Source organism: Variovorax sp. P4_D9, from assembly GCF_056401695.1.
This window is the reverse complement of record NZ_JBFUIU010000020.1, coordinates 11456-31663: the sequence shown is the minus strand read 5'-3', so window position 1 is coordinate 31663 and position 20208 is coordinate 11456. Positions and strand designations below refer to the sequence as shown.

Genomic DNA, 20208 nt, shown 5'->3' with positions numbered 1-20208 from the left:
GGCGGCGAGCGCCCGCTCATCAAGGACATGACCATGGATACATGGGAACGCAGCTTCGCGGTCAACACCCGGGGCGCATTTCTCTGCAGCCGCGAGTACCTTCGCCGGCGGGAGGTCGCGAACGTCGAACACGGGCGTGTCGTGTTCTTCGGGTCGGTCGCCGCGCAGCTCGGTGGCTACCGTTCGAGCGCGGCCTACATCGGCGCCAAGGCCGCGGTGCACGGCTACGCCAAGGCCTTTGCACGCGAAGCGGCGCATCTCGGCATCACGTCGAACGTCATCGCGCCCGGCCTGATCGATACCGACATGCTGCGCAGCACCGTCACCAGCAGCGGTGCGCTGGCCGCGGCCGCCCAGAACATCCCGCTCGGCCGCGTCGGCACGGTCGACGACGTCGCCGCGGCGGTCAGCTACCTGGTCTCGCCGGCAGCCTCCTACATCACGGGCGATGTCATCGACGTCAACGGCGGCTACCGCATGCAATAGACAGGCACCCAGCCCCTCGCAGATTCAATCCCAAGGAGACACCATGAAACGACTCAAGACCCTCGCCGCGCTGGCCGTCTGCAGCCTGGCCATCGGCGCCGCGCACGCGCAGCAGGAACCCGGCGTGACCGACAAGACCATCAAGATCGGCCTCTTCGGCCCCTTGTCGGGCAACTCGATGGCCTATGGCTTCGACGTCATGAACGCGGCGAAGATGTACTACGAGAAGGTCAACAAGGAAGGCGGCATCCATGGCCGCAAGATCGAACTCGTGATCGAGGACGATCGCTGCAACGCCAACGACCTGCTGGCCGCGGTCAAAAAGCTGACCGAACAGGACAAGGTCTTCGCGCTCAACGGCGGCTCCTGCTCCGCGGCCGTGGTCGGTGCGCGCGAATACGTCGAGCGCTCGCAGATCCCCTTCGTGATGCTCAATGCGTCGGGCGACGGCGCGCTCTATCCGCCGTCCAAGTACATCTACGGCGCCTTCTCGATCTCGCAGCGCGCCGTGGGCGGCTCGATGGTGCAGTTCGCCGCCGAGCACCTGAAGGCCAAGAAGATCGGCTACATCAACCACGACGACGCCTACGGCGGCTGGAATCTCGAGGCCGCCGAATTCCAGGCCAAGAAGATCGGCGTCGAGCTGCAGGTGCAGTCGGTGGCGCCGAACCTGACCGACGTCACCGCCCCGATGCTGAAGATCCGCGCGGCCAATCCCGATGTGCTTCTCATCACCACCTACGCCAGGCCGGTCAGCCTGCTAGTCAAGAAGGCCCAGGAACTGGGCTGGACCAAGCCCATCGTGATCGCGGTGAACGGCACGGCCGACCTCAAGCAACTGGTCGAGAACGTCGGCAACAAGGAGGCGTTCAAGAATGTCTACCTCCAGGAAGTCATGGCCGACGTGGCCGGCGGCCCCAAGCTCAAGTGGGTGTACGACATGTACAAGACGTCCTATCCCGACCTCGCCGCCAAGCCCGGCTACCCGCAGACCTACATGCCCTACGGGATCCCGTCGGCGATGACGGTGGTCAACGCGCTGAAGGCGGCCGGCCCGCAACTGACGCGCGAGAAGTTCCTGACGGCGCTGTCGCAGACCAAGTTCGAATCGAACGTCATGGCAGGCCCGATCGAACTCACGCCCACCGACCATGCGGGCCAGAAGTCGGCGATCTACCTGAAGTTCGACGGCAGCGAGATGACCCCGGTTCCGGGCGCCTATCGCAGCCTGTGGACCTACCAGCCCAAGTAATTCACCAAGGAGATGAGGCGCCCGTGCGAGCGGGCCCCTCTCGCACCCAATGAGCCTCAGCGAGATCTGGCTATTCCTGCAGCAGGGCGTGCTGTCCGGCCTGGTGACCGGCAGTGTGTACGCCCTGCTGGCCATCGCCATCGTCGCGATCTTCAAGACCACCGACGTGCCCAACTTCGCGCAGGGCGAGATCTTCATGATCGGTGGCTACGTGGCCCTCTGCCTGCTGTTGATCGCCGGCCTGCCGTATGCGGTCGTCATTCCGCTGACCGTGATCACGGTGGCTGCCGGCGCGGCGATCTTCCAGCGCGTCGTCATGGAGCGGGTCACGCATTCGAAGGGCGTGGGTCCGCAACTCGTGATCGCGACCCTCGGCCTGGCTTATACCCTCAAGGGCCTGGTGCGGCAGACCGGACTGGGCGACACGCCGCGCTCGCTGCCTTCGATCGTGCCCAATGACCCGGTGATGATCGGCGACGCCTTCCTTACCAAGCTCGACGTCACGATCTTCATCAGTTCGGTGGTCGCGATGCTGCTGATCTACCTCATGTTCAGCCGCACCCGCATCGGCAAGGCGATGCGCGCGGTCGGCATGAACCCGCGCGCGGCCCAGATCGTGGGCATCCGCCTGTCGCGCATCCGCATGCTGGTCTGGGCAATGTCGGGCGTCATCTCGGCATTGGCGGCGCTGCTGATCACGCCCAAGGTGCTGATCACGCCGGACATCGCGCACATCGCCATCCTGGCCTACGCGGCGGCGATCGTCGGCGGCTTCACGAGCCTGCCCGGCGCCGTGCTGGGCGGGCTGATCATCGGCATCGTCGAGAACCTGGTGGGGCTGTTCATCTCGACCAATGCCATCGTGGTGGCCCCCTTCCTGGCCATCCTGGTCACGCTGATCGTGCGCCCCCAAGGCATCCTGGGCGGCAAGCCGCAAGTCAAGAAAGTATGAAATCCATGACCCGCGACCACTGGGCGCTGCTGGCTGCCGCCCTGATCCTGATCGTGCTGCCGTTCACCGTGTCGGGCTACGTGCTGTACGTCGTGAACCTGCTGATGGTCTTCGTGGTGCTGGCGCTCGGCATGCACGTGGTGATCGGCGAGGCCGGGCAGTTCGCCCTGGCGCATGCCGCCTTCTACGGCATCGGCATCTATACCGCCGGGCTCATCAACGCCGCCTGGCATCCGCCCTTCATCGTGTCCATCCTGGCGGGCGGCCTGCTGTCGGCGGTATTGGGCTTCTTCATCGGCTACCTGGCGCTTCGCATGCGCGACATCTACCTGGCCCTGGCGACCTTCGCCTTCGGCGAGGCCATGCAATGGGTCTTCCTGAGTTGGGAAAACGTCACCGGCGGCTCCAACGGCATGAAGATGCAGCCGGCCGAACTCTTCGGCTACAAGCTGACCAACGACCTGCAGGCCTATCCGTTCGTGATGGTGCTGGCGGCGCTGATGCTGTGGCTGACCGTGGCGTTGGCCCGCTCGCAATACGGCTCGGCGCTGCGGGCGGTGCGCGAGAGCGATGTGGCCGCGATGGCTATGGGGATCAACGTCAAGGCGATGAAGCAGAGCGCCTTCGCGATCTCGGCCGCCTTCGCCGGCATCGCGGGCGGCATGTACACCCTGTTCACCTCATTCATCCATCCCGAAAGCCTGGGCTTCCAGACCACCATCCTGGTGCTGACGATGGTCGTGGTGGGCGGCATGGGGTCGGTGCGCGGCGCGGTGGCCGGCGCGATCGCCTTCGGACTGATCTCCGAGCTGCTGCGTCAGCTGATGTCGGTGCAGGAGATCATCTATGGCCTGATCCTGATGGGCTTCATGATGTTCCGGCCCAAGGGCCTGTTCGCCGACCGCAATCGGCGCCTCGCGCGCCAGGCGGTGAAGGGGGGACAGTCATGAGCAGCAATCCCTTTGTCGAGGTGTCCGGCATCACGGTGCGCTTCGGCGGGCTGGTGGCCGTCAACAGCCTCTCGTTCCAGGTCGAACGCGGCGCCATCCATGCGCTAATCGGACCCAACGGGGCGGGCAAGTCGACCACCTTCAATTGCATCTCGCGCTACTACCAGCCCACGGAAGGGCGGATCCGGATCGACGGCGAGGACGTGACCCACTACGCGCCGACCCGCATGGCGGGCATGGGCGTGGCCCGCAGCTTCCAGAATCTCGAGCTCTTCGGCGACCTCAGCGTCTACGAGAACGTGCTGCTGGGATGCCATTCCCACAGCGCCGGAACGCTCGGGCGGCTGCTGCGCCGGCCCAGTGGCGAGATCCGCGACCTAGTCGACAGCTTGATCGAGCGCGTGGGTCTCACGCACGACCGTCTGACGCGCGCCAAGGAGCTCGATTTCGGACACCAGAAGCTGCTGGAAATTGCGCGCGCACTGGCGTTGAAGCCCAGGCTGCTGCTGCTCGACGAACCTGCCGCGGGCCTGAGAAACCGCGACATCGAGAACCTCGACCGCCTGCTGACCGAGCTTGCGCAGCGCGACGGCATCACCGTGCTGCTGGTCGAGCACGTCATGCAGCTGGTGATGTCGATCTCCAACCGCATCACCGTGATGTCCTTCGGCCAGAAGATCGCCGAGGGCACGCCGAAGGAAATCAGTGAGGACCCGACCGTGATCGAAGCCTACCTCGGCAAGGGAGCGGCGCATGCCTGAGACCACCGTGGCCGAACCCATGCTGACGCTGCGCGGCATCAGTGCCTCCTACGGCGCCATCCAGGCCCTGTCGAACGTGTCGTTGAGCGTGCCGCAGGGCGCCATCGTGGCGCTGCTGGGCAGCAATGGCGCCGGCAAGAGCAGCACCCTCAACGCGATCTCGCGCCTGATCCATCCGAGTGCGGGCGAAGTGACATTCGCCGGCTCGGCCATCCACCGGCTGCCGTCCGACGAGATAGTGCRCCGCGGGCTGGTGCAGGTGCCCGAGGGCCGCGAGGTCTTCAAGGAGATGAGCGTGCGCGAGAACCTCGAGTTGGGCGCCTTCCTGCGCGGGAATCGCCGCGAGATGGCAGAGGATCTCGACAAGGTGTTCGCGATGTTTCCGCGGATGAAGGAGCGCATCGACCAGCGCGCCGCAACGCTGTCCGGCGGCGAGCAGCAGATGCTCGCGATCGGCAGGGCCTTGATGTCGCGCCCGCGCATGATCATGTTCGACGAGCCGTCTATGGGCCTTTCTCCCGTGCTGGTCGAGCAGATCTTCGAGTCGATCCAGCGCCTCAACCGGGAACAGGGCCTGACCATCCTGCTGGTCGAGCAGGACGTGCGGCTGGCCCTGGCCGTCGCCAGCCACGCCTACATCCTCGAGAACGGCGAGATCACGCTCGAGGGGCCGTCCGCCCAGCTCGCCAGCGATCCCGCGGTACGCAAGGCCTACCTCGGCGTTTGAAACACCGCCTTCCACTCCCAGGAGCAATCAAATGGATCTATTGAAAGACAAGCTGGCGCTCGTGACCGGCTCCGGCGGCGGCCTCGGCTCGGCGATCGCGAGCGGCTTCGCCGCGCAGGGTGCGCGCGTCATCGTGGCCGACATCGACCTCGGGCGCGCCGAGGCGACCGCCGCGTCGATCGTCGGCGCCGGCGGCCAGGCCTGGAGCGTTGCCATCGACGTCACGGACCGCGTCGCCGTGCAGGCCTGCGCGACGGCGCTCGAAGAACGCTTCGGTCCGATCGACGTGCTGGTCAACAACGCCGGAATCTCGGGCAAGTCGCGGATCGACGATCCGCAGGCCACGGAGGTCTGGGACCGGCTGATCGAGGTCAACCTGCAGGGGCTCTTCAATGTCACGCACGCCTTCGTCCCGGCCCTGAAGAAGACCCGCGGATGCATCGTCAACCTGTCGTCAATCGTCGCCTTCGTGAGCGGCATCTCGTCGGCCGGCTACGTGGCGTCGAAGGGGGCGGTGCGCTCGCTGACCCAGGTGCTGGCACGCGAGCTGGCGCCGTTCGGCGTCCGCGCCAACGCCGTGGCGCCGGGCCTGATGCTGACCGAGATGGTGGCGCCGCAGCTGGCCGTCCCGGGCGGCACCGACTGGTACATGAAGCGGGTGCCAATGGCGCGCGGCGGCGAGGTCGAGGAGATCGTCGGCCCGGTCGTCTTCCTCTGTTCGCCGATGGCCAGCTACGTCAATGGCGTGGTGCTGCCGGTCGACGGCGGCTTTCTTTCCGCATGACACAGGATCTTTTTCCATGAACAGCAAGAATCCGATTGCCCTGGTCACCGGCGGTGCCGGCGGCATGGGCCTGGCCACCGTCGAGCGCCTGGCGCGCGACGGCTTCTCCGTGGTGATGGTCGATCGCGACGAAGCTCTCGCGCAGCGCGAGACGCAGCGCCTGGCGGGCCTGGGCCTCGATGTGCAGTGCCGGGTGCTCGACCTCACCGACGAGGACGCCGTGCGCGGCCTGGTGCGTTCGCTTCCGCCGGTGCAGGCGCTGGTCAACAACGCGGGCATCTTCGACGAGCGCAAGTTCCTCGAGGTCAGTAATGCGGATTTCCGGCGCGCCTACGAGGTCAACCTGATCGCCGTCGCCACGCTGACGCAAGAGGTCGCGAAGACGATGCCCGACGGCGGCCGCATCGTGAACATCGCGTCGCGGGCCTACCTGGGTGCCAAGAACCATCCGCACTATGTCGCTTCGAAGGCTGCGGTCGTGGGCTACACCCGCGCCAGCGCGATGGAGCTGGCGCCGCGCGGCATCCTCGTCAATGCGATTGCCCCGGGGCTGATTGACACGCCGATCCTGCGCGCGCTCACGCCCGAGCGGCTGCAGGCCCAGCTGGCCCTGCAGCCCACGGGCAAGGCGGGGCGGCCCGAGGACATCGCGCAAGCGGTGTCCTTCCTCGTGTCGCCGCAGACAGGCTTCATCACCGGCCAGGTGCTCTTCGTCGACGGTGGCAAGTCCCTGGGCGGATCCGGGGCATGAATGCACAAGCGTGGGATGCCGAGTACGACGTCGTCGTCATCGGCGCGGGGACCGGTGGCATGGCGGCGGCCCTGACCGCAAGCATCGAGGGCCGGAGCGTGCTCATCGCCGAGAAGACCGACCGCGTCGGCGGATCGACCGCGGTGTCGGGCGGCGCGGTATGGGCGCCGCTCAACGCGCAGGCGGCGAAGCTCGGCCATCCGGACAGCTTCGACAAGGCCTGGACCTACATGCGCAGCACCGTGGGCGACGCTGCGCCGGCCGCGATGCAGCAGGCCTTCCTGCGAAACTGCGCCGGCATGGTCGACTTCTTCGAGCGCAACACCGAAGTGAAGCTCGTTGCGCGCAGCTATTCGCCGGACTACTACCCCGATCGCGAAGGTGCCGCGCTGGGCGGCCGCTCGCTGGATCCCGCGATATTCGACGGCCGCCTGCTGGGCCGGCATTTCAAGGAGCTGCGCGATCCCTTGCCCGAGTTCATGGTGCTCGGCGGCATGATGATCACGATGACCGACGCCAAGTACCTGCTGGCGGTGACCAAGTCGTTCACGGCCTGGCGGGAGGGCATGAAGCTGGTGCTTCGCTACTTCGGCGACCGGCTGCGCGGCTACCACCGGGGCACCCGCCTGGTGCTCGGCAATGCGCTCGCCGCACGGCTCTTCAAGAGCGTCCTGGATCGCGGCATCGACTACTGGCTCGAGGCGCCCTTGCAGCAACTGCTGCGGGCCGACGGCCGCGTGACGGGGGTCGCCTTGCTTCGCGGCGGAAAGGCCGTGCGGGTGCGCGCGCGGCGCGGCGTCGTGGTGGCCACGGGCGGTTTTCCATGGAGCGAGACTCTGCGCAGCGAGTTGTATCCGCAGCCGACCGGGAACTGGTCGATGTCACCGGAAGGCAATCGCGGCGAAGGCATCGCGCTGGCTCGCGACGCCGGCGCGGCCATGGGCAGCGGCCATTCGAACCCGGCGTTCTGGGCGCCGGTGTCGATCCYGGAGCGGCCGGACGGCAGCGTGGTGCGCTATCCGCACCTGGTCTGGGACCGCGCCAAGCCCGGACTTATGGCGGTCAACCAGGCCGGCGAGCGATTCGTCAACGAGTCGACCTCGTATCACGAGTTCGTGCGCGCCATGTACCGCTCGCACGAGACCGTGCCGTCCTTGCCCGTGTACCTGGTCTGCGACCACGACTTCATGGAGAAGTGGGGCATGGGCCTGGCGCTGCCGGGCGGCCGGCCGCGCGAGCACCTGATCCGCGCCGGCTACCTCCACAGGGCACCGACCCTCGGCTCGCTCGGCGAATCGCTGGGCATCGACGGCGCGCGCCTGGAGGCGTCTGCTGCGCGCTTCAATGCCCACGCCGCCGGCGGCAAGGACGAGGACTTCGGCAAGGGCAGCACCGAATACAACCGCTATCTGGGCGACCCCGATCACAAGCCCAACGCCTGCCTGGGGCCGCTGCGGCGCGCGCCGTTCTACGCCGTCAAGGTGGTGGCCGGCGACATCGGAACCGCGGCGGGCATCGCATGCAACGAGAATGCGCAGGCGCTCGACGCCGAAGGCAGGCCGATTCCGGGCCTCTACATGGCGGGCAATGACATGCACTCGGTGATGGGCGGCGAGTACCCGGCGCCCGGCATCACGCTGGGCCCGGCATTGACCTTCGGCTGGATCGCTGGGCGGCACCTCGCCAAGGCGCCTGAACACTCAACGACGGAACCCATCGGCTCATGAAGATCTATTTTTCTCCCTTCTCTCCCTACGTTCGCAAGTGCCTGGTGGTGGCGCACGAGCTCGGCCTCGGCGAGCGCATGCAGCTGCTGCCGTCGAACGCGAACCCGGTCCAGCGCGATCAGGAGATCATCGCCAAGAATCCCCTGGGCAAGGTTCCCACATTCATCACCGAGGACGGCCAGGTCCTCTATGACAGCCGGGTGATCTGTGAGTACCTGGACAGCCTGGCGGGCGGCCGGCTCATTCCCCCGAGCGGCGAGCCGCGCTGGAACGCGCTGACCCTGCAGTCGCTGGCGGACGGCATCCTCGATGGCGCGCTGCTGGCGCGCTACGAGGACGTCGCGCGGCCGGAAGCTTTGCGCTGGCCCGAATGGCGTGCCGCGCAGCTGGACAAGGCCGAGACCTCGCTGGCGCACCTGAACGCGAATCCCGCGCTGCTGGCACCCGGGCGCGTGGACATCGGCACCCTCGCCGTGGCCTGCGCCCTCTGGTACCTCGACCTGCGCTTTGGCGACTTCGACTGGCGCCCGCGGCATGCCGCGGTGGCCGAGTGGTTCGCCGAGTTCTCGAAGCGTCCGTCGCTGCAGGCCAGCTGGTCGCTCTGAACGCGGCACATCGAGCTGCCCGGCGCAGTGGCGCAGCACGCCCGCCCACGACTAGGCGCGCTTGCTCCGACCCAGCGCGCTGGACACCTCGGCCGCCTCTCGGACGAGCAGTGCGCCAAATTCACTGACCTTCGACGTCCCCAGACGCACGCTCGGGCCAAAGATACCGAGTGAAGCCACGACCCTGTCGGAGCCGTCCATGATCGGGGCGGCGATCGCCACGGCGCCCTCGATCAACTCGTCCCTGCTCACCGCGTATCCCTGCCGCCGGACCTTCAGAAGCTCCGCGCGGCATTGCTCGAGGTCGATGTCGAGGCCCTTCGCGTACTCCGCCAGGTCGATCTGCTCTTCTATCTGAGCCAGGATGGACCTTCCACTGGCGCCGAGGACCAGGCGTTCGCGGTAGCCCGCGCCGCGCCGAAAGCTCAGCGGATGCGGACTGGGTATCTCCTTGACACACAAGCGCATCAGGCCTTCAGGCACGAACAGCGCAACGGTCTCCTTCGTCTCTTCCCACACCCGTTTCATCGCCGGTTCGGCGATGTCCGCCAGGTTCAGGCCGGAATTCCACAAGTGAGCCAGTTGCGCGACGGACGGCCCGAGGCGAAAGCGCTGCGGCTCACCTGAGGACGTCACGAAGCCCTTGGCTTCCAGGGTGTGAAGCAAGCGATAGAGCGTCGGACGGCTGAGGTCCACGCGCTTGAGGAGATCGGCAACGCTGAGGCCGTCATCGGCCCCCCGAAACGCCAGCAGGATGTCCAGCGCGCGGTCGACCGCGCGAACGCTCTCGGACGCGCGTTCCTGTATTTGCAATGGTTCGGTCATGTCAATAACCCTAACACCTCTAGGTTTAGTCGCTGCATGGACAGGGAATCCGTACAATGGACAGCATTCTCACAGAGCGGACAGCTCACATCAACCCACCACACAGGAGATTCCCGCGATGAACAAGGAAATGGCAGAGACCCTAACTCGAACGGGCCCCGGAACGCCAATGGGCAACCTGCTGCGCCGCTATTGGGTTCCGATCCTGCAATCCAGCGAGATCGCCGAGCCGGACGGCCCACAGGTCCGGGTCCAGATCCTCGGAGAAAAGCTGATCGCCTTTCGCGACAGCTCCGGCCGCCCCGGGCTCATCGACGAGTTCTGCTCCCATCGCGGCGTATCGCTCTATTTCGGCCGGAACGAGGAAAACGGCTTGCGCTGCGCGTACCACGGTCTGAAGTTCACGGTGACGGGGGAGTGCGTCGACGTTCCGTCAGCACCCCAGGCGTGCAAGCACATGGGCATCACCGCCTATCCGTGCATCGAGCGCGCCGGCATCGTGTGGGCCTACATGGGCCCGAAGGACAAGCAACCGGCGCCGCCGGATGTCGAATGGTGCACGCTGCCCGCGAGCCATGTCTTCGTTTCCAAGCGCCTCCAGGAATCCAACTACCTTCAGGCCATGGAAGGCGGCATCGACACCGCCCATGTGTCCTACGTGCACAGCTTCGAGGTCGAGGACGACCCGATGCATCAGGGCACCAAGGCCAACGAGTACATCAAGGCCGACGGCAACGTCGTGTTCGACATCGAGAAAACCGACTACGGCATGACGATCTACGGCCGCCGCAACGGGGAGCCCGATTCCTACTACTGGCGCATCACGCAATGGCTGTTTCCCTGGTTCACCCTGATCCCGCCGTTCGGCCAGCATTCGCTTGCCGGCCACGTGTGGGTGCCCATCGACGACCACAACTGCTGGGCCTGGAGCATCAACTTCCACCCGCACAAGCCCCTGAGCGACGAAGAACGTCGCGACATGGAGGCCGGCCGGGGCATCCACTGCGAATATGAGCCCGGCAGTTTCCGCACCAAGGCGAACAAGGACAACGACTACCTGATGGACCGCACGGCACAGAAGGAAAAGCGTGCCTACAGCGGCGTGTTCGGCTTCGCGGTGCAGGACTCGTCATTGCAGGAAAGCATGGGTCCAATCCAGAATCACGCGAAGGAAAAGCTGCTTCCGACCGACCGCGCCATCGTGACTGCGCGCCGTTCGCTGTACGAGGCGGTCACGGCGCTGATGCCCGACACCGAGCCGCCGGCCATCAACGCCGCGCAGCAGCGTGCACGCGCCGCGGGTGTCTTGCTTCCGCGCGACCAGAAGCCGCAGGAATGGGCGCAAGAACACCTCGCGGACGGCTCCGATCAGCCCGTCTATTCGGTCTGACACCAGAACATCAGAAGGAAGACAAGATGCCAATGGTATTCACGCGTCGCTCGGCGCTGGCGTTATGCTGCGCCCTGGCCACCGCGTCGGGTCCGGTCATCGCCCAGGAATGGGCGCCAACCAAGGTGGTCCGGATCATCGTGCCGATCGTCGGCGGCACGAACGACGTCGTCGCGCGACTTGTCGCGCCCAAGCTCCAGGAGGCCCTGGGTCAACCGGTCATCGTGGAGAACAAGGGAGGCGCGGGCGGCAACATCGGCGCCAACGAAGTCGCCAAGGCGCCTCCCGATGGGCATACGCTTCTGGTTGGGTTCAACGGCCCCATCGCGATCAACAAGACGCTCTTCAGCAAGCTGCCCTACGACCCGGTCAAGGATCTCGCGCCGATCACGCTGGCGGTGACCTCGCCGCAATTCCTCGCGGTGCATCCGAGCGTGCCGGTCAACAACGTCAAGGATCTGGTTGCGCTGGCGAAGAAGAAGAAGCTGGCTTACGCGTCGGTCTCGATGGGCAGCGCGTCGCACCTGACCATGGAGATGTTCAAGACGGCTGCCGGCATCGACATCACCCACGTGCCCTACAAGGGGTCCGGCCCAGCCGTTGTCGATCTGATCGGTGGCCAGGTCGATGCTGCGTTCCTGGTGCCCGGAAACATCCTGCAGTTCGTCAGGGAAGGCAAGGCCAAGGTCATCGCCACCTCCGGTGACAAGCGCTTCCCGTCGATGCCGCAGGTGCCGACGATGATCGAGCAGGGCTATCCCGACTTCGTCGCCGTGTCGTGGATCGGCTTCCTTGCGCCGGGAGGTACTCCGAAGCCGATCGTCGACCGCTACAACAAGGAGATCGTGAAGATCCTCAACAGCCCGGACGTTCAGTCGCAGCTGCAGAAGATGGAATTCGAAGTTGTCGCAGGAACGCCCGAACAGTTCTCCGACTGGATCAAGACCGAGATCGCGCGCTGGGGCAAGGTCATCAAGGCCACCGGCGCCAAGGCCGATTGAGGAAGCGCCATGAACAGACTTGCAAACAAGGTGGCCCTGATCACGGGCGGCGGCGGCGGCATCGGCGCCGCGACCGCCGGACTCTTCTGCTCGGAGGGGGCCTCGGTGCTGCTGGTCGACGCCAGCCTGGAGGCCCTGCAGAGGACTGCAGTGGCGGTGCGAGAGGGCCATCGAGGCGCTCGGGTCGAGTGCTTCGTGGCGGACGTGTCGGATGCCGGCGGCGCGCAAACGGCGGTGGCGCAGGTCCTTGAGCAATTCGGAAGCCTCGACATCCTGGTGAACAACGCGGCAATGCGCAACTACTCGGCCTTGGCCGATGCCCAGCCACAAGAGTGGGAGTCGGTCGTCGGTGTCAACCTGATCGGCAGCGCCAACTACTGCCGGGTCGCGCTGCCCGCGCTTCGCGCGAGCGGCCGCGGCAGCATTGTCAACGTGTCTTCCTGCTATGCGGTCACTGGCCGCAAGGGCATGGGCCTGTACGACGCCACCAAGGCCGGCATGCTGGCCATGACGCGGACGCTGGCGTTCGAGGAAGCTCCGCATGCGGTGCGAGTCAATGCGATCTGTCCGGGCTCGACGCTGACTGACTTCCACATCGGCAAGGCGCAAGCCGCCGGCAAGACGGTCGAAAAGCTCGCGGGCGAGCGCCAGGACACCTCGCTGCTCGCGCGCTGGGCCGTACCGCAAGAGATTGCGTGGCCGATCCTGTGGCTTGCTTCCGATGAAGCGTCGTTCATCACCGGAACCACCCTGATGGTCGATGGCGGCCTCCACGTGATGTGAGTGGGGGGCACGGAAATGAACGCATCCACCTTGTCCGTGCGGGTCGGCCGCAAGTCCACGGAGGCTGTCGGGATCTGCACCTTCGAACTGGTCGATGCGGCCGGCAAGGCGCTGCCGCCTTTTTCGGCGGGCTCCCATATCGACGTCCGCCTGCCGAACGGCATCACCCGGCAGTATTCATTGTGCAACGACTCAAGTGAAAGCCACCGCTACCTGATCGGCGTGCTGAAAGACCCCGGTTCACGCGGCGGCTCGAAGGCCATGCACGACCTGGTTCACGAAGGCGATCTGCTGGAGATCAGCGCCCCCAGGAATCACTTCGGGTTGGCCCACCATGCCACCCGAAGCCTGTTGCTGGCCGGTGGGATCGGCATCACGCCGATTCTCTGCATGGCCGAGCGGCTGGCGATAGCGGGGTCGGATTTCGAGATGCACTACGCGGCCCGCTCGCGCGATCGCATGGCGTTTCACGATCGCATCCGGTCATCGTCGTTCGCGCGAAGAGCAACCCTTCACTTCGACGACGGTCCGCCCGAGCAGATGCTCGATCTCCAGGCGCTGCTCAGGCAGCCTCGGGACGGCGTACACGTCTACGTGTGCGGTCCCAAGGGCTTCATGGACGCAGTCCTGGGCACGGCCCGGGCACACCACTGGCCCGAGCAACAACTGCACTACGAATTCTTCACGGCCGAGGCGGTGAAGTCGGATTCCGATCGAGGCTTCGAGATCAAGCTGGCGAGTTCCGGGCGCGTCGTCGTCGTGCCCAAGGACAGGACGGTATCCGACATGCTGCGCGAGGCCGGCGTGGAGATACCGACTTCGTGCGAACAGGGCATCTGCGGCACCTGCCTGACGAGGGTGCTGGAAGGCGAGCCAGATCACAAGGACCTCTACCTGTCACCCGCGGAGCAAGCGTCGAACGACCAATTCACCCCATGCTGCTCCCGGTCGAAGTCGCCCTGCCTGGTGCTGGACCTGTAGGGCTTCGAACCGGCCACGACAGCGAGCAGGTGCGGGGCTGCGCCGGTGCGCTACGGGGCATCGCGCGTGTCCCGGCCGTTCCCGACCCAGCCCACGAAGATCTGATAGCCCAGCGCCAGCAGCGTGGCGCCGACGAACATGCCGAGAATGCCCGCCGCGGCCATGCCGCCGAGCGCGCCGATCAGGATGACGGGCATCGGCGCGTCGACCCCGCGGCCGAGCATCAGCGGCTTGAGCACGTTGTCGGCCATGCCGGCGAGGAAGATCAGCACGCTGTAGATGGCGGCCGCGACATTGCTGTGGTCGCCGCTGGTCCAGATGTAGACGATGGCCGGCAGCGTGACGAGCAGCGCCGGCACCTGGGCGATGCCCAGCAAACGACCATCGACAGGACCCGGCCCATGGGACGCCGGCGAGCAGCAGGCCGAGGCCGACCAGGATGGCCTGGATGAAGGCGACGCCGATGACACCCTGGGCCACGGCGCGGATGGTGGCGGTGGAAGGCTTCGCGAACTCCGCGCCCCGTTCCGGACCGATGATGCGCACGAAGATCGCCTGGTTGCCCCGGGCGCGGGCCTGGCCATGGGCCATCACGATGCCGGCGACGATGACGGCGGCAAGGAACATCAGCAACTCGCCGCCGATGCCGGCCACGACGCCGACGGCGGTCTTCGCCAGGTCGCCGATCTTCGGCTGCATGCTCTGCACCAGGCCGGGCAGGTCGTCGTACGCGCGCGACCACAGAGCGTGCAGCCTCTCGCCGATCACCGGCCAGCCGGCAACGCCGTCCCGCAGGGCCGGAATCCGGAGGGAATTGATCTGCACATCCTGGATCAGCCGATGCACCGAATCGCCGAGCGAACTCGTCAGCAGTGCGGTCGGCGCCACGATCTGCACCATGGCCAGCAGCACCAGGACCGTCGCGGCGAGCCCCTGCCGGCCGCCTATCCTGCGGGCCAGCGACTGGTGGATCGGATAAAGCGTGACGGCCAGGATCAGCGCCCAGACCATCAGCGTCAGGAAAGGCGCGAAGACCCGATAACAGAGCATCGCCAGGGCCAGGAGAAGGCCGGCCCGGATCAGCAGATCCAAGAGGCGGGACGAGCCGCGCGCGCGAGCACCTGATCGGACTTGGAATGCAAGGTCATTCGTGGCTCCAATACGGTTGCGGTCCGGCGAGAGGCCGAGTGCTGGTGCCCGGGCTGAGGTCTTGATCGAGATCCCGCAAGCCCCGAGGATACCGCCGGCCCCCGCTCGGCGGGCAGGCCGAGCGGCACCAGGCAGACCAGAATGCGCTTGCCTTTTTGAACCAGCGCGTCCACAGTGATTTGAAACCAACCCGATCGAAGGTCGGCAAGGAGACAAGCATGGAGATCGATGCAACCGAGACCGGGCGCAGGGTCGAACGCCTGGACGAGGTGATTCAACTTGTCCGCACCAAGGTCGCGGGCGATCCTGCGGAGTTGCTCGCTGACTTCGTCCGGCAGTACTTCGGCCAGGTCGACCGTGAAGACCTTGACGAACGCCAGGTGGCAGATCTCTATGGCGCCGCCCTGTCGCATTGGAACTTCGCGCGCAAGCGCGAACCGGGGCGCGCGCGGCTGCGCGTGTTCAACCCGACGATCGCGGAGCACGGCTGGCAGTCGACCCACACCCTGATCGAGATCGTCAACGACGACATGCCTTTCCTCGTCGACTCGGTGACGATGGAGGTCAACCGCCATGGACTCACCCTGCACCTGATCATCCATCCGCTGGTGGCCGTGAAGCGTGATGGCGAAGGCATCCTTCAGGGCCTGGCGGACGATCCTCCGCCGCCCGACGCCTGCCGCGAGTCTTTCATCCACGTCGAGGTCGACCGCGTGGCCGACGCGAGCCGCCTCGCGGCACTGGCTGCCGACCTGACGCGCGTGCTCGGCGATGTGCGGCTGGCGGTGACCGACTGGAAGAAGATGCGGCAGCTCGTGCTGGCCATCGCGCAGGGTCTCGACGAACGGCCGCCGCCGATCCCCCCACAGGAACTCGCCGAGGGACTGGCCTTCCTGCGTTGGCTGGCCGACGATCACTTCACTTTCCTGGGTCACCGCAGCCACGAACTGGAAACGGTTGAGGGCGAAGACGCGCTCCGGCTCGTGCCGGATTCGAGCCTGGGTATCCTGCGTGAGACGGCCAAGGACGCGACTGCCGCCTTCGCCGCGCTGCCGCCGGAGGTGCGCGCACACGCCCGGCGGCCGGAACTGCTGGTGGTCACCAAGTCGACCTCTCGCTCCACCGTGCACCGGCCCGGCTACCTGGACTACGTCGGCGTCAAGCGCTTTGATGCCGATGGCCGGGTCTGCGGCGAGGACCGTTTCCTCGGCCTCTTCACCTCCACGGCCTACAGCGCCAACCCGAGCGAGATTCCGCTGCTGCGGCGAAAGGTGGCCGACGTGGTCGGGCGCGCCAGTTTGGCGAGCGGCAGCCACTCGGGCAAGGCGCTCGTCAATATCCTCGAGACCTACCCGCGCGACGAGCTGTTCCAGACCCACGCCGATGACCTGCTGCGCACGGCCATGGGCATCCTCCACCTGGGCGAGCGCCAGCGCTTTCGCCTGTTCGTGCGGCGCGACCTGTTCGAGCGTTTCCTCGCCTGCATGATCTACGCGCCGCGCGAGAACTACACGACCGAGCTGCGCCAAAAGTGGCAATTGATCCTCATGGAAGCCTTCAACGGCACCAGTTCCGAGTTCAACGTTCAACTCTCGGAGTCGGTGCTGGCACGCATCCAGCTCGTCGTCCGCACCAAGCCCGGCAGCATCCCGCCCTTCGATGTGCGCGAACTCGAGCAGCGCCTGGCCGCCGCGGCCCGGCGCTGGGACGACGACTTGAAGTCGGCGCTGACCGAGGCGACCGGCGAAGCGCGCGGCAGCGAATTGCTGCGCCGGTTCGGTGGCGCATTCCCGGCCGGCTACCGCGACGAATTCCCGGCGCGGGCCGCGGTGCACGACATCGAACTGATGGAGCGCTTGACCGACGCGCAGCCGCTCGGCATGAACCTTTACCGGCCGCTCGAGGCACCGCCCGGCACCTTGCGTTTCAAGGTGCTGAAGCGCGGCGGGCCGCTCGTCCTGTCGGCCAGCCTGCCGATGCTCGAGCACTTGGGGATGAAGGTGCTCGACGAGCACCCGCACCGGCTGGCACTGCAGGGCGCGGCGCCGATCTGGGTCCATGACTTCGGGTTGCAGAGCGTGCTCGGCGCCGCCGATGCCGACATCGAGGTCGACGCGCTGCGGCCGGTGTTCGAGGAAGCCTTCGCTGCCGTTTCTTCCGGCGCGGTCGAGAACGACGACTTCAATCGCCTGGTGCTCGTAGCGGGTCTGCCGGCGCACGAGATCGTCGTGTTGCGCGCCTACGCGAAGTACATGCGGCAGATCGGATTCGCGCTGTCGCTGTCGTTCATCGAGGGCTCGCTCGCGGCGAACGGGCGAATCGCACGCGCGCTGGTCGAACTGTTCAGGCTGCGCTTCGATCCCGCGCAGCCGGCCGGCACGGAAGGTGCTGCCGGCGAGAAGGTGCGCGAGATCGAGACCGCGCTCGAGGACGTGGACAACCTGTCGGAAGACCGGGTGCTGCGGCAATTCCTTGCGCTGATCCTGGCCACCACGCGGACAAACTTCTGGCGCCGGGATGCGGCGGACAAGCGGCGCAGCTTCCTGTCTTTCAAGTTCGATTCGGCGAAGGTGCCCGACCTGCCGGCGCCGAAGCCGATGTTCGAGATCTTCGTCTACTCGACACGCTTCGAAGGCGTGCATCTGCGCGGCGGCCGAGTGGCGCGCGGCGGGCTGCGCTGGTCCGACCGGCTGGAAGACTTTCGCACCGAGGTGCTGGGCCTCGTGAAGGCGCAAATGGTCAAGAACACCGTGATCGTGCCGGTGGGCTCGAAGGGCGGCTTCGTGCTCAAGCTCGCACCCCCGCCGAGCGATCGCGATGCCTACCTGCGCGAAGGCGTGGCCTGCTACCAGGACTACCTGCGCGGCCTGCTCGACATCACGGACAACAGGGTCGGCGAGGCGCTCGTGCCGCCGCCCCAGGTCAAGCGCCATGACGGCGACGACCCGTACCTGGTGGTTGCGGCCGACAAGGGAACGGCCACGTTCAGCGACTATGCCAACGGCATCAGCAAGGAATACGGCTTCTGGCTCGGCGACGCGTTCGCCTCCGGCGGCTCGGTGGGCTATGACCACAAGGTCATGGGGATCACGGCGCGCGGCGCCTGGGAATCGGTGAAGCGACATTTCCGCGAGATGGGCATCGACACCCAGACGACCGACTTCACGGTCGCCGGCATCGGCGACATGTCAGGCGACGTGTTCGGCAACGGCATGCTGCTGTCGAGGCACATCCGGCTCGTGGCGGCTTTCGACCATCGTCACATCTTTCTCGATCCGAGCCCCGATGTATCCAGGAGCTTCGCCGAGCGCGAGCGTCTGTTCAAGCTGCCGCGGTCGTCGTGGGCGGACTACGACGCGACGCTGATCTCCGAGGGCGGCGGGATCCATGCGCGCAGCGCCAAGTCGATCCCGCTCACACCCCAGGTGAAGCAGGTGCTGGGCCTCGATGCCGATGCGCTCGCACCGACCGATCTGGTCAACGCCATCCTCAAGGCCCCGGTCGACCTGATCTACAACGGCGGCATCGGCACCTACGTGAAGGCGGCGAGCGAGAGCCACGCGCAGGTGGGCGACCGCGCCAACGACGCCTTGCGCGTGAACGGCAGGGAGCTGCGCTGCAAGGTCTTCGCCGAAGGCGGCAACCTCGGCTGCACGCAACTGGGCCGAATCGAGTTCGCGCTGGCGGGCGGGCGCATCAACACCGACGCGATCGACAATTCGGCCGGGGTGGACACCTCCGATCACGAGGTCAACATCAAGATCCTGGTCGGCCTGCCCATCGCAGAAGGCGAGCTCACCGAGAAGCAGCGCAACGCGCTGTTGCCGGAGATGACCGACGACGTGGCCGCGCTGGTGCTGCGCGACAACGTCTTCCAGACGCAAGTGCTGTCGGTCACCGGGCGCATCGCGCCGCAGTTGCTCGATGCGCAGACCCGCTTCATGCAGTACCTCGAGAAAGCCGGGCGCCTGAACCGCGCGATCGAGTACCTGCCGTCCGACGAAGAGCTGGCCGAGCGGCGCGCCAAGGGCCAGGGACTGACCAGCCCCGAGCGCGCCGTCGTGCTCGCCTACAGCAAGATCTGGCTCTACGACGAACTGCTGGCCTCGCCGCTGCCGGACGACCCCTGGGTCGCGACCGCGCTCGAGCGCTATTTTCCGTCGCTGCTCAAAGACAGGTTCGCGGCCTACATGCCCAAGCATCCGCTGCGGCGCGAGATCATCGCCACCCACGTGACCAACAGCATGATCAACCGCGTCGGCAGCACCTTCGTGCACCGCCTGGTCGAGACCACCGGCGCCCGCGCGTTCGAGATCGTGCGCGCCTACCTGATGAGCCGCGAGATCTTCGGCATGGTGCCGCTGTGGCTGGCCATCGAGGCGCTCGACAACCGCGTCGACGATGCGGTGCAGTCGAACCTGCTCATCGACACCAGCCGGCAGCTGGAACGCGGCACCAAGTGGTTCCTGCGCTCACGGCGCCTGAAGGAGGACATGGCGGCGACCATCGAGCACTTCACGCCGAACGTCGACGCGCTGTCGGCGCGGCTGACCGAACTGCTGGACGCCGATGAGCGCGCACGCGTCGATGCGGCGGGAGCTCACTACGTGGCCGGCGGCGTGCCGCGCGAACTGGCCGAGCGTGTCGTGACCTTCGATTCCTTGTACGCCACGCTCGACATCGCGGAAATCGCGGGCACTGCCAGGTGGCCGGTCGCCGTGGTTGCGGCGATCTACTTCGACCTCGCCAACCGGCTCGGCATGCCGTGGCTGCGCGACCGGATCGCGGCATTGCCGGGCGACCAGCATTGGCAAATGCTCGCCAAGGGCGCGATGCTCGACGACCTGTCGGGCCTGCAGCGCGCGATCACCGGCGCGGTGCTTGCGGGGGGCGGTCAGACCGAAGCGCCGGCCGCGCTGGTCGAGACGTGGCAGGCCGCCAATGGCCGGGCGCTCGAGCGTGCCGCGCAACTGATGGGGGAACTGCGTGCCGTGGCAGTGCCCGACGCCGCGATGCTGTCGGTCGCGCTGCGGGAGTTGCGGGCCTTGGGCTAACCAGTCGGGCTAGTCAAGTCGATGACGTCG

The 20208-nt window shown here is 66.5% G+C and carries 17 protein-coding genes and 1 pseudogene; 15 read left to right on the top strand and 3 right to left on the bottom strand.

All coding sequences use genetic code 11. The features are described from left to right. The 10 genes from AC1DY5_RS04150 to AC1DY5_RS04105 all read left to right on the top strand — a co-directional run. Window positions 1-486, top strand: a 486-nt coding sequence (locus AC1DY5_RS04150) for an SDR family NAD(P)-dependent oxidoreductase (protein ID WP_478108843.1), incomplete at its 5' end; no start/stop codon positions are given. 43 nt (window positions 487-529) lie between these two features. Continuing rightward, complete coding sequence (locus AC1DY5_RS04145; RefSeq protein WP_478108841.1) at window positions 530-1738, top strand: ABC transporter substrate-binding protein; 1209 nt, start codon at window positions 530-532, stop codon at window positions 1736-1738. A gap of 49 nt (window positions 1739-1787) precedes the next feature. Next, entirely contained in the window at window positions 1788-2690 is a 903-nt protein-coding gene (locus AC1DY5_RS04140; RefSeq protein WP_478108838.1) for a branched-chain amino acid ABC transporter permease, read from the top strand. A gap of 5 nt (window positions 2691-2695) precedes the next feature. Further along, on the top strand, window positions 2696-3640 hold the full coding sequence (locus tag AC1DY5_RS04135) for a branched-chain amino acid ABC transporter permease (protein WP_478108836.1): 945 nt from the start codon (window positions 2696-2698) through the stop codon (window positions 3638-3640). After that, window positions 3637-4401, top strand: a complete 765-nt coding sequence (locus AC1DY5_RS04130; protein ID WP_478108833.1) for an ABC transporter ATP-binding protein — start codon at window positions 3637-3639, stop codon at window positions 4399-4401. Before AC1DY5_RS04135 ends, AC1DY5_RS04130 begins: the two co-directional genes overlap by 4 nt. Next, window positions 4394-5128 carry an ABC transporter ATP-binding protein gene (locus AC1DY5_RS04125; RefSeq protein WP_478108831.1) on the top strand — a complete coding sequence of 245 codons (735 nt, stop codon included), beginning with the start codon at window positions 4394-4396 and terminating at the stop codon, window positions 5126-5128. The genes AC1DY5_RS04130 and AC1DY5_RS04125 overlap by 8 nt, the downstream gene beginning before the upstream one ends. 31 nt (window positions 5129-5159) lie before the next feature. Beyond that, window positions 5160-5912, top strand: a complete 753-nt coding sequence (locus tag AC1DY5_RS04120; protein WP_478108829.1) for an SDR family NAD(P)-dependent oxidoreductase — start codon at window positions 5160-5162, stop codon at window positions 5910-5912. Between the two features lie 16 nt (window positions 5913-5928). Next, a complete protein-coding gene (locus AC1DY5_RS04115; protein WP_478108827.1) occupies window positions 5929-6663 on the top strand; it encodes an SDR family NAD(P)-dependent oxidoreductase in 735 nt (244 codons plus the stop codon). Next, window positions 6660-8390, top strand: a complete 1731-nt coding sequence (locus AC1DY5_RS04110) for an FAD-dependent oxidoreductase (RefSeq protein WP_478108826.1) — start codon at window positions 6660-6662, stop codon at window positions 8388-8390. Before AC1DY5_RS04115 ends, AC1DY5_RS04110 begins: the two co-directional genes overlap by 4 nt. After that, window positions 8387-8995 (top strand): glutathione S-transferase, encoded by a 609-nt coding sequence (locus tag AC1DY5_RS04105; RefSeq protein WP_478108824.1) that lies wholly within the window; start codon window positions 8387-8389, stop codon window positions 8993-8995. Before AC1DY5_RS04110 ends, AC1DY5_RS04105 begins: the two co-directional genes overlap by 4 nt. Window positions 8996-9046: 51 nt before the next feature. Here AC1DY5_RS04105 and AC1DY5_RS04100 read toward each other — a convergent pair whose 3' ends face one another. Continuing rightward, window positions 9047-9820, bottom strand: coding sequence for an IclR family transcriptional regulator (locus AC1DY5_RS04100; protein ID WP_478108822.1), 774 nt, complete (start codon window positions 9818-9820; stop codon window positions 9047-9049). Between the two features lie 118 nt (window positions 9821-9938). Here AC1DY5_RS04100 and AC1DY5_RS04095 point away from each other — a divergent pair, with 118 nt between their 5' ends. From AC1DY5_RS04095 to AC1DY5_RS04080, 4 genes are read left to right on the top strand one after another with little or no spacing between them, the layout of a single operon-like run. After that, window positions 9939-11210 carry a Rieske 2Fe-2S domain-containing protein gene (locus tag AC1DY5_RS04095; protein WP_478108820.1) on the top strand — a complete coding sequence of 424 codons (1272 nt, stop codon included), beginning with the start codon at window positions 9939-9941 and terminating at the stop codon, window positions 11208-11210. A 26-nt stretch (window positions 11211-11236) separates the two neighbouring features. Continuing rightward, entirely contained in the window at window positions 11237-12211 is a 975-nt protein-coding gene (locus AC1DY5_RS04090; protein WP_478108817.1) for a Bug family tripartite tricarboxylate transporter substrate binding protein, read from the top strand. Between the two features lie 9 nt (window positions 12212-12220). Further along, the gene (locus tag AC1DY5_RS04085) at window positions 12221-12994 is read left to right on the top strand and encodes an SDR family NAD(P)-dependent oxidoreductase (RefSeq protein ID WP_478108815.1); all 774 of its coding nucleotides are present in this window, start codon (window positions 12221-12223) and stop codon (window positions 12992-12994) included. Window positions 12995-13009: 15 nt separating this feature from the next. After that, window positions 13010-13975: a PDR/VanB family oxidoreductase gene (locus AC1DY5_RS04080; RefSeq protein ID WP_478108813.1), complete on the top strand. Its 966-nt coding sequence runs from the start codon at window positions 13010-13012 to the stop codon at window positions 13973-13975. Between the two features lie 50 nt (window positions 13976-14025). On the opposite strand, the gene AC1DY5_RS04075 is transcribed toward AC1DY5_RS04080, so the two are convergent. Both AC1DY5_RS04075 and AC1DY5_RS04070 read right to left on the bottom strand, forming a co-directional pair. Next, window positions 14026-14352, bottom strand: coding sequence for a hypothetical protein (locus tag AC1DY5_RS04075; protein WP_478108848.1), 327 nt, complete (start codon window positions 14350-14352; stop codon window positions 14026-14028). Between the two features lie 79 nt (window positions 14353-14431). Beyond that, window positions 14432-14986 (bottom strand): annotated as a pseudogene (locus AC1DY5_RS04070) (AI-2E family transporter); the annotation flags it as partial. A 356-nt stretch (window positions 14987-15342) separates the two neighbouring features. Here AC1DY5_RS04070 and AC1DY5_RS04065 point away from each other — a divergent pair. Further along, window positions 15343-20178 (top strand): NAD-glutamate dehydrogenase, encoded by a 4836-nt coding sequence (locus tag AC1DY5_RS04065; RefSeq protein WP_478108810.1) that lies wholly within the window; start codon window positions 15343-15345, stop codon window positions 20176-20178. Window positions 20179-20208 lie beyond the last annotated feature (30 nt).